Origin of the sequence: uncultured Lutibacter sp. (genome assembly GCF_937891065.1) — a bacterium.
Classification (GTDB): Bacteria; Bacteroidota; Bacteroidia; order Flavobacteriales; family Flavobacteriaceae; genus Lutibacter.
In genome coordinates this window covers 1-9,062 of the sequence record NZ_CALAEQ010000176.1, presented here as the reverse complement: position 1 = coordinate 9,062, position 9,062 = coordinate 1, and the positions used below count along the sequence as shown (strand labels likewise).

The 9,062-nt window shown below is 29.9% G+C and carries 9 protein-coding genes; 5 read left to right on the top strand and 4 right to left on the bottom strand.

Annotation, left to right across the window (positions count from 1 at the left end):
• Positions 1-30 precede the first annotated feature (30 nt).
• Both Q0352_RS14775 and Q0352_RS09675 read left to right on the top strand, forming a co-directional pair.
• Complete coding sequence (locus Q0352_RS14775; RefSeq protein ID WP_367274624.1) at positions 31-189, top strand: DUF4271 domain-containing protein; 159 nt, start codon at positions 31-33, stop codon at positions 187-189.
• A 17-nt stretch (positions 190-206) separates the two neighbouring features.
• Positions 207-953: a uroporphyrinogen-III synthase gene (locus Q0352_RS09675; RefSeq protein ID WP_299527099.1), complete on the top strand. Its 747-nt coding sequence runs from the start codon at positions 207-209 to the stop codon at positions 951-953.
• Positions 954-999: 46 nt separating this feature from the next.
• On the opposite strand, the gene radA is transcribed toward Q0352_RS09675, so the two are convergent.
• Genes radA through panC form a run of 4 tightly spaced genes read right to left on the bottom strand, consistent with a single transcriptional unit; the run spans position 1,000 to position 4,607 of the window.
• Complete coding sequence (radA, locus tag Q0352_RS09670; RefSeq protein WP_299527098.1) at positions 1,000-2,358, bottom strand: DNA repair protein RadA; 1,359 nt, start codon at positions 2,356-2,358, stop codon at positions 1,000-1,002.
• A 43-nt stretch (positions 2,359-2,401) separates the two neighbouring features.
• Complete coding sequence (locus Q0352_RS09665) at positions 2,402-3,376, bottom strand: lysylphosphatidylglycerol synthase transmembrane domain-containing protein (protein WP_299527097.1); 975 nt, start codon at positions 3,374-3,376, stop codon at positions 2,402-2,404.
• A 1-nt stretch (position 3,377) separates the two neighbouring features.
• Positions 3,378-3,728 (bottom strand): aspartate 1-decarboxylase, encoded by a 351-nt coding sequence (gene panD, locus Q0352_RS09660; protein ID WP_299527096.1) that lies wholly within the window; start codon positions 3,726-3,728, stop codon positions 3,378-3,380.
• A gap of 39 nt (positions 3,729-3,767) precedes the next feature.
• The gene (gene panC, locus Q0352_RS09655; protein WP_299527095.1) at positions 3,768-4,607 is read right to left on the bottom strand and encodes a pantoate--beta-alanine ligase; all 840 of its coding nucleotides are present in this window, start codon (positions 4,605-4,607) and stop codon (positions 3,768-3,770) included.
• A 105-nt stretch (positions 4,608-4,712) separates the two neighbouring features.
• Between panC and Q0352_RS09650 the strand changes: the two genes are divergently transcribed.
• Genes Q0352_RS09650 through glmS form a run of 3 tightly spaced genes read left to right on the top strand, consistent with a single transcriptional unit; the run spans position 4,713 to position 8,939 of the window.
• Positions 4,713-5,519 carry a glycogen/starch synthase gene (locus Q0352_RS09650; RefSeq protein WP_299527094.1) on the top strand — a complete coding sequence of 269 codons (807 nt, stop codon included), beginning with the start codon at positions 4,713-4,715 and terminating at the stop codon, positions 5,517-5,519.
• 28 nt (positions 5,520-5,547) lie between these two features.
• Entirely contained in the window at positions 5,548-7,074 is a 1,527-nt protein-coding gene (locus Q0352_RS09645; protein WP_299527093.1) for a DUF4270 domain-containing protein, read from the top strand.
• A 14-nt stretch (positions 7,075-7,088) separates the two neighbouring features.
• Positions 7,089-8,939, top strand: coding sequence for a glutamine--fructose-6-phosphate transaminase (isomerizing) (glmS, locus tag Q0352_RS09640; RefSeq protein WP_299527091.1), 1,851 nt, complete (start codon positions 7,089-7,091; stop codon positions 8,937-8,939).
• The last annotated feature ends 123 nt before the right edge of the window (positions 8,940-9,062 follow it).

Here is a 9,062-nt window from a genome sequence, read left to right as displayed (position 1 = left end):
GCTAATAAATTTCAAGAATTATTTCTTAAAATCACCTTTCTATTAGTTGTTTTATTATTGGGTTTGAGGTATATTTTATTATTGTACAATAATAAAAAATTTATTTATAATAACTTCTTCTATTTTATTTTATACCTTTGCGCCCTTGAAATAGCACCTTTAATAATTGTTTTAAAATTAACTGTTTAAAAATAAAATTGAAGAATATGAAAGTGAAAACTATATTAGTTTCTCAGCCCGCTCCAAAGACTGAAAACTCTCCTTATTTAGAATTATCAGAAAAACAAAAAGTTAAAATTGATTTTAGACCATTTATTCATGTTGAAGGAGTTTTAGCAAAGAATATTAGGGCTCAAAGAATTGATTTAAAAAATTATTCAGCAGTTATTTTAACAAGTAGACATGCTGTTGATCATTTTTTTAGAGTTGCAGAAGAAATGAGATTTACCGTTCCTGATTCAATGAAATATTTTTGCGAATCGGAGGCAGTAGCTTTCTATTTACAAAAATATGTGGTTTACCGCAAACGTAAAATTTATGTAGGAGAAAAAACTTTTGAGGATCTAGCGAAAGTTATTAAAAAACATAAAGATGAAAAATTCCTATTGCCTTCTTCAGATAAGTTAAAAGAAGCAGTTCCAACTATTTTAAATGATCTTGAAATAAACTGGGAACGAGCTATTTTTTATAAAACTGTGATGAGTGATTTGTCTGATTTACAAGATGTTTATTATGATGTTTTAGTGTTTTTTAGCCCATCAGGAATTGATTCTTTATTCAAGAATTTCCCTAATTTTAAACAAAATAATACGTGTATAGCCGTATTTGGGAATTCTACTGTGAAAGCAGCTACAGAAGCCGGTTTAAAATGTAATATTGAAGTTCCAACACCTGAAACACCTTCAATGACTATGGCGTTGGAAAAATATATAATTGAGGTAAATAAGAAGTAAAATTAAAAATAAATATTATAAAAAAACCGAGTTTATCTCGGTTTTTTTATGTGAATAAATTAGCGAAAACGTCTTCAACTTTTGCAACCTTTACTATTTTAATTGATTGAGGAGTTTTACTTATTTTATTAAATTTTGAGATAAATATTTTATGAAATCCAAGTTTTTCAGCTTCTAATATTCGCTGCTCTACTCTGTTAACTGGGCGAATTTCACCAGCCAAACCTATTTCTGCAGCAAAACAAAAATCTTGAGGAATTGCATCATCTTCATTTGATGATAAAATAGCACTTATTACAGCTAAATCAATTGCTGGATCGTCAACTTTTATACCTCCAGCAATATTTAAAAATACATCTTTAGCTCCTAATCTGAAACCAGCTCTTTTTTCTAATACTGCTAAAAGCATGTTTAAACGTTTGGTATCGTAACCTGTAGAAGAACGTTGTGGAGTACCATAAACTGCCGTACTTACCAAAGCTTGAACTTCAATCATTAAAGGGCGCATACCTTCTAAAGTTGCTGCAATGGCCGTACCGCTTAAATCATCTTCTTTTTGAGAAATTAATATTTCAGAAGGATTTTCAACTTCGCGTAAGCCAATATTTTGCATTTCGTAAATACCAAGTTCGGCAGTAGAACCAAAACGGTTTTTATTAGCTCGTAATATTCTATATGTATGATTTCTATCGCCCTCAAATTGTAAAACAACATCAACCATGTGTTCTAATATTTTTGGACCTGCAATATTTCCATCTTTAGTTATATGCCCAATTAAAAGCACAGGAGTAGCTGTTTCTTTGGCAAATTTTATAAGTTCGGCTGTTGTTTCTCTAATTTGTGAAATAGAACCAGGAGATGCATCAATGTATTCGGTATGTAGCGTTTGAATTGAATCTATTACAACAACATCAGGGTTTATTTCTTCAATAGCCTTAAAAATATTTTGGGTATTTGTTTCTGTTAAAATTAAGCAGTTTGTATTTGTAATTTGTAGGCGTTCGGCTCGCATTTTTATTTGAGATTGACTTTCTTCACCGGAAACATACAGTACTTTTTTAGGTATTGTTAATGCAATTTGTAACAATAGAGTAGATTTTCCAATGCCTGGTTCTCCTCCTAATAACAACATAGAGCCTTTTACTAAACCACCACCTAAAACTCTATTAAATTCATTATTATTAGCTGAAATTCTATCTTCTTTATCTAAAGATATTTCATTAATTTTTAATGCTTTATTAATTTTTTTTGTCTCGGATGTTTGTTTCCATTTTCTTTTTTCTTCTTTTTGAATAATTTCTTCAACAATAGTATTCCATTCGTTGCAAGATTTACATTGTCCAAGCCATTTTGCATATTGAGTTCCGCAATTTTGACAGAAAAAAGTTGAATTGGTTTTAGCCATTTTTAAGTAAGTTGAAAGAAGTAAATATACTAAGAATTCTTAGTTATTTTTGATATTTATTATAGATTGGAAGTAATAAAAAGGATAAACCACCAAAAACAATTACCATAATGGTTTGTGCTGTCCACATAATCCAACCAAAAGCACGAGCCGGATTATCATCTACATTGTATAAAATAAGTGCGCTTGCTACAAAAACAGGGTAAGTACCTAAACCTCCATTTGTTAAAGCCATGCTTAAACCACCAACTACAAAGCCAACAATAATGGCTGCAAAAGGAAGGTTAGTAGTTTCTGGTAATGCAAATGTTACGGCATAAAACATTAACACATACATGACCCAAATAAAAATGGTATGAAAAATAAACTCCCACTTTTTCTTCATTTTGAAAATACTTTTTACACCGTCTAATAAATCATTAATAAATGCTACAATTTTTACAATTATAAGATTTTTAGATTTTTTTAAAAATCGATAAATTAGAAAAACAAATAATGGAAATACACCAAAAATTAGAATTTTAGAATAGACACTACTTTCTCCTTCGTCTTTAAAAATATAACTACTTATTAATTTAGTTTGTAAAAAAAAGGCAACTCCAATAATACTTAATAACATAATTACATCTGCTACCCGTTCAGCAACAATGGTCCCAAATGCTTTTTTAAATGGGATATTTTCATATTTATTTATGCTAGCTGCTCGCGCAATTTCACCTGATCTTGGAATTACTAAATTTAATAAATAAGCAATTAAAACTGCCATAATACTATTAGCTAATCTAGGCTTATAGCCTAAAGGCTCTAATAAAAATTGCCAGCGATAAGCGCGTGATAAATGACTTAAAGCTCCAAAAATTAAGGACAAAACAACCCACCAATAATTTGCCGTTCTAAATGATGCTTCTATAGATTGTATATCATTGTCTGTTAACTTTGATAATGAATACCAAATTAAAAACACTCCCAATGCGATTGGAAGTGTTATAAAACTTATCTTTTTTAGTTTTTTGATCAATTTAGGTTAATGAATTGTCATTTTCATTCGGAAAAATGAGTGTAGGTTTAAAAGACTTTGCTTCTTCAAAGTCCAAGATTCCGTAAGAAATAATAATGATAATATCTCCTTTAGCTACTTTACGAGCGGCAGGACCGTTCAAAGTAATTTCTCCACTGTTTCTTGGTCCAGGAATGGCATAAGTTTCAAGACGCTCCCCATTGTTAATGTTTACAATTTGAACTTTTTCTCCTTGAATAATATTTGATGCATCCATTAAATCCTCGTCAATAGTCACACTTCCAATGTATTGTAAGTCGGCTCCTGTAACCTTAACTCTGTGGATTTTTGATTTTACTACTTGTATTTGCATAGTGCAAAATTAATAATTTTGTGTTAATCTACTCTTATTTTACAAACTTATATTATCTATAAGTCTAATTTTATCAGCAAAAACAGCTATAAAAGCTCTGTATTTTTGCTTTGAATCTTTATTTTTTATTGGCTGAAGGGTATCTTCATCAGCAATTTCAAAATATTCTAGCGCTAATAACGGTTGTTTTTTAAACTCATTTTCAACCCAATATATAACTTCTTGAGCATTTTTTGTGCCAAACTCATTTTTAGCTTTTTTTAGAGTTTTATATATAAAAGGTGCAATTGCTCTATGCTCTTTTGTCAGTCTGCTATTTCTAGAACTCATTGCCAAACCATCATCTTCTCTATAAATTTCACACCCAATAATTTTAGTAGGAATTTGGTGTTTTTCAGCCATTTTTCTAATAATTTGTAGTTGCTGAAAATCTTTTTCTCCGAAATAAGATTTTGTAGGTGTCACAATTTCAAATAATCGTTTAACGATGGTCCCAACGCCATCAAAATGTCCATCTCTAAATTTTCCTTCCATTTGGTACTCTAAACCATCAAAATTAAAAAGTTGAGATGTAATATTATTGCTGTAGATTTCTTCAGCAGTTGGCGTAAAAACGATATCGCAATATACAGATTTTAAAAGAGATAAGTCACTATCAATAGTTTTTGGGTAGTTAATTAAATCTTCTTTTTTGTCAAATTGAGTTGGGTTCACAAAAATACTAACTATAACAATATCATTTTCTTTTTTAGCTTGCTCAATAAGAGACAAATGACCTTTGTGAAGTGCCCCCATAGTAGGTACAAAACCTATAGAAGCCCCTTTTTTTAACGACTGAATTCTTTGTAGTACTGATTTTATTTTAGCAAAAACTAACATATAGTATTGTTAATAAACGTTAAAAGCGTGCAAACTTACATTTTTCAAGCTTAATTCTACATTAATTTTCGTAATTTTGCATACTATTAAAAATAGAGTTGGTTTATGAAAGATAAGAGAGTATTGGTTGTTTCTTCAGAAGTTGTGCCATATTTGCCAGAAAATGAATTGTCAACAACATCATTTGAAACAGCAAAAATGGTTCATGGTAAAGGTGGACAAACCCGAATTTTTATGCCACGCTTCGGTTTAATTAACGAAAGAAGGCATCAACTTCATGAAGTAATTCGTTTATCGGGTATGAATTTAGTTATTAATGACATGGATATGCCATTAATAATTAAAGTAGCTTCAATACCAAAAGAAAGAATGCAAGTTTACTTTATTGATAATGAAGAGTATTTTAAAAGAAAAGCATTATATACAGATGAAGATAATACCTTGTTTGAAGACAACGATGAAAGAGCTATCTTTTTTGCAAAAGGAGTTGTGGAAACTGTAAAAAAATTGAATTGGGCACCAGATATTATTCACGTTCATGGATGGATGGCATCTCTTTTGCCATTATATATTAAAGAATATTATAAAGATGATGCATTATTTAATAGCAGTAAAATAGTAACATCTGTTTACAATACTGGTTTTGAAGGTGAATTAAGTAATGATTTTTCTAAAAAAATTAAGTTTGATAATATTGACGAATCAAAAATTAAAACAATCTCTAACCCAAACTATACAAATATTTTATTAAATGCTATTGAAAATTCTGACGCTATTATTAAAGGAAGTGAAGAATTGCCAACCGAAATAGAAGAATTTTTAAAAACAAGTGACAAGCCTGTATTAGATTATTTTCACGTAAGTGAATTTGATACTGCTTACACTGAATTTTATTTAAACAAAGTTTTATAGTTTAATCATTAAAAATCAAAATTCACATATGACAACTAAAGTTGTAAAAGTATTAAAATACTTAGGGCTAACCTCAATAGTATTTTTTACAATAATTTCTTGCGAAAAAGAAATAGAAAGTATTGGTGTTAATCTAGTTGATAACAAGAATTTTAATACAGATAATTTTCTTTCAGAAGTAATAACAACTAACGAAAATGTAGATAGAGTTATTTCTAATGGAGTACCTCAATATTTGTTAGGCGTTTATTCTGATACTGAATTTGGAAAATTAAAAGCTTCAATTGTATCTCAATTAGTAATTCCAGTAACTGGAGAAAATTATACTTACGGTACTAATGCAGCAATAGATTCAGTAATAGTTTATATTCCTTATCAATCTACAAGAAATTTAGAAAATTATACCGATGGCAAGCCAAGTTTTGTTATAGATTCTGTTTTTGGAGATAGAGATGTAGAATTTCAATTAAATGTTTATGAATTAAAAACATTTTTAAACACTCTTGACCCTGAAGATCCTTCTAAACGAGCTGTTTATTATTCAGATAAAGAATTTCAAAAAGGGGGAACTTCATTGTTTTCAGGAAATTTTAAAGTCAATCCAGATGATACTGTAGCTTATATTAAAAGATATATGCCTGATGCTGCTTCTTACGATATTGATACAATTAAGCAGTCCAATTTAAGTCCAACAATAAAAATTCCATTAAATGAAGCTATGATTCAACAACTTTTTGTTGATAATGCTTCTAGTGCCGAATTTGCATCAGTTGAGGATTTTCAACATTATTTTAGAGGGTTGTATATTGAGGCTGAAGAATTGAATAATGATAAATCACATCTAATTTCATTAGATATGTCAAATACGAACATGACAATTTATTATTCTAATGACCAAGATGAAGCAGAAGGTGTGGATTTAAACGGTAATGGAACAACAGGTGAGAATGGCGTAAGAGTTAAGGAAGATTTTGTTTTCTCATTCGGTTCAATTAAAGCGAATACATTAAAAAGAGATAATAGCTATACAAAAGCAAGCGGAAATGATAGATTGTATGTGCAAGGTGCTGCAGGATCTATAGCAACTGTAGAATTATTAAGTAATGAAAATTTGCAAGATTTACAAGGTAATAATTGGTTAATTACAGATGCAAATTTAATTTTTTATGTAGATCAAAATGCTTCAAGCAATATTGTACCTGAGCAACTTTTTTTGTATAACAATGATGAGAATTCTCAAATATTAGATATGATGACGGAAGGCTTATTAATCATAGGAGGAGCGTTAGAACGAGATGAAGATGGGAAACCATATAGATATGTTTTTAGAATAACTGATTATATTTCAGAATTATTAACCCTAGATGAACCTTTGGATTTGATAAAATTAGGGTTAAAAGTATATGGTTCAACGGATACGCCAATAAGTGCTACAGATACTTCTATTAAAAACTTTAGTTGGAATCCAAAAGGAGTAGTTTTATATAATCATGATGCAAGTGCAGGTGAAAAGAGAGTTAAACTAGAAATTTCATATTCCGAAATTAATAATTAATTAGACTAAACTTTATGTGTGGTATTGTAGGTTATTTAGGTTATCGAAAAGCATATCCAATTGTAATGAATGGTTTGCAACGTTTAGAATACAGAGGTTATGATAGCGCTGGAATTATTTTAACGAATGGTAATCAAGTAAACCTTTATAAAACAAAAGGGAAAGTTTCAGATTTAAAAGAATTAGTTGCAAATAATAATATTGAAGGAGGTTTAGCTTTAGGACACACACGTTGGGCTACTCATGGAATTCCAAATGATGAAAACTCTCATCCACATATTTCAAATTCAGGTAAATTAGTAATTGTTCATAATGGTATTATTGAAAATTATAACACCTTAAAAAAAGAACTTTTAACAAGAGGATATACTTTTAAAAGTGATACGGATACTGAAATTTTAATTAATTTAATTGAAGAAGTTCAAAAAAAGAATAATTGTTCCTTAGAAAAAGCTGTTCAATTAGCATTAACAAATGCTGTTGGAGCTTATGCAATTGCTGTTTTTGATGTGTCAAAACCAGATGAAATAATTGTTGCACGTTTAGGGAGCCCTATTGCCATTGGTATTGGTGAAAATAATGAAGAATTTTTTGTAGCATCAGATGCATCACCATTTATTGAATACACTAAAGATGCAGTATATCTAGATGATGAAGAGTTAGCAATAATTAAAATAGGAGAAGATATAAGAATTCATAAAATTCATGATAATTCTATTGTTGAACCTAACATTCAAGAACTAAAACTAAACTTAGAGCAAATAGAAAAAGGTGGTTATGAACACTTTATGTTGAAAGAAATTCATGAACAACCAAATGCTATTTTAGATACTTATAGAGGTCGACTTTTACCAAATCAAGGGATTATAAAAATGGGTAGTGTTGATAATAACATTGCTAAATTTTTAAATGCAAACCGAATTATAATTGTAGCCTGCGGTACTTCTTGGCATGCTGGTTTGGTGGCCGAATATTTATTTGAAGATTTGGCGAGAATACCAGTTGAAGTTGAGTATGCATCAGAGTTTAGGTATAGAAATCCAATAATAAATAAAGGAGATGTTGTAATTGCAATTTCACAATCTGGCGAAACAGCCGATACGTTAGCTGCAATAAAATTAGCAAAATCAAGAGGTGCATTTGTATTTGGAGTTTGTAATGTTGTAGGGTCATCTATAGCAAGAGAAACGGATACCGGAGCATATACACATGCTGGACCTGAAATAGGTGTTGCATCAACAAAAGCTTTTACTACTCAAATTACAGTACTTGCCTTAATCGCTTTAAAATTAGGGAATTTAAAAGGTGAACTTTCAAATTCTAAATTTAATGAGTATATACAAGAAATGAGTTTGATTCCTTCTAAAGTAGAAGAAACATTAAAAGTAAATGCCATAGTTGAAGAAATTGCTGCCATTTATAAAGATGCACCAAACTGTTTATACTTAGGGAGAGGATATAATTTCCCCGTTGCTTTAGAAGGCGCTTTAAAATTAAAAGAAATATCTTATATCCATGCTGAAGGATATCCTGCAGCTGAAATGAAACACGGTCCAATTGCTTTAATTGATGAATCTATGCCAGTAGTTGTTATTGCAACAAAAAAGGGACATTATGATAAGGTTGTAAGTAATATTCAGGAAATAAAATCGAGAAAAGGTAAAATTATTGCTGTTGTTACTAAAGGAGATACAATTGTAAGAGACCTTGCAGATCATATTATAGAAATTCCAGAAACAGAAGAGGCTTTTACTCCATTATTGGCTACTATACCTTTGCAATTACTTTCATACCATATAGCTGTTATGCGTGGATGTCATGTAGATCAGCCAAGAAATTTAGCGAAATCCGTTACAGTTGAGTAAATAAGGCGTTTTATAGATGTTTAAGAAATCATTTTTCTTATTCTACGGCATCATGAATCATAGTAATATTACCATTATTCCATATTTTTAAAATATCAGTTGCCACTTGTGCACCACTTCCTG

Bases quoted from the DNA above. Each gene is read 5' to 3' on its own strand.
- radA (WP_299527098.1), bottom strand. From the start codon at position 2,358: ATGGCTAAAACCAATTCAACTTTTTTCTGTCAAAATTGCGGAACTCAA.
- Q0352_RS09645 (WP_299527093.1), top strand. From the start codon at position 5,548: ATGACAACTAAAGTTGTAAAAGTATTAAAATACTTAGGGCTAACCTCA.
- Q0352_RS09675 (WP_299527099.1), top strand. From the start codon at position 207: ATGAAAGTGAAAACTATATTAGTTTCTCAGCCCGCTCCAAAGACTGAA.
- panD (WP_299527096.1), bottom strand. From the start codon at position 3,728: ATGCAAATACAAGTAGTAAAATCAAAAATCCACAGAGTTAAGGTTACA.
- Q0352_RS09650 (WP_299527094.1), top strand. From the start codon at position 4,713: ATGAAAGATAAGAGAGTATTGGTTGTTTCTTCAGAAGTTGTGCCATAT.
- glmS (WP_299527091.1), top strand. From the start codon at position 7,089: ATGTGTGGTATTGTAGGTTATTTAGGTTATCGAAAAGCATATCCAATT.
- panC (WP_299527095.1), bottom strand. From the start codon at position 4,607: ATGTTAGTTTTTGCTAAAATAAAATCAGTACTACAAAGAATTCAGTCG.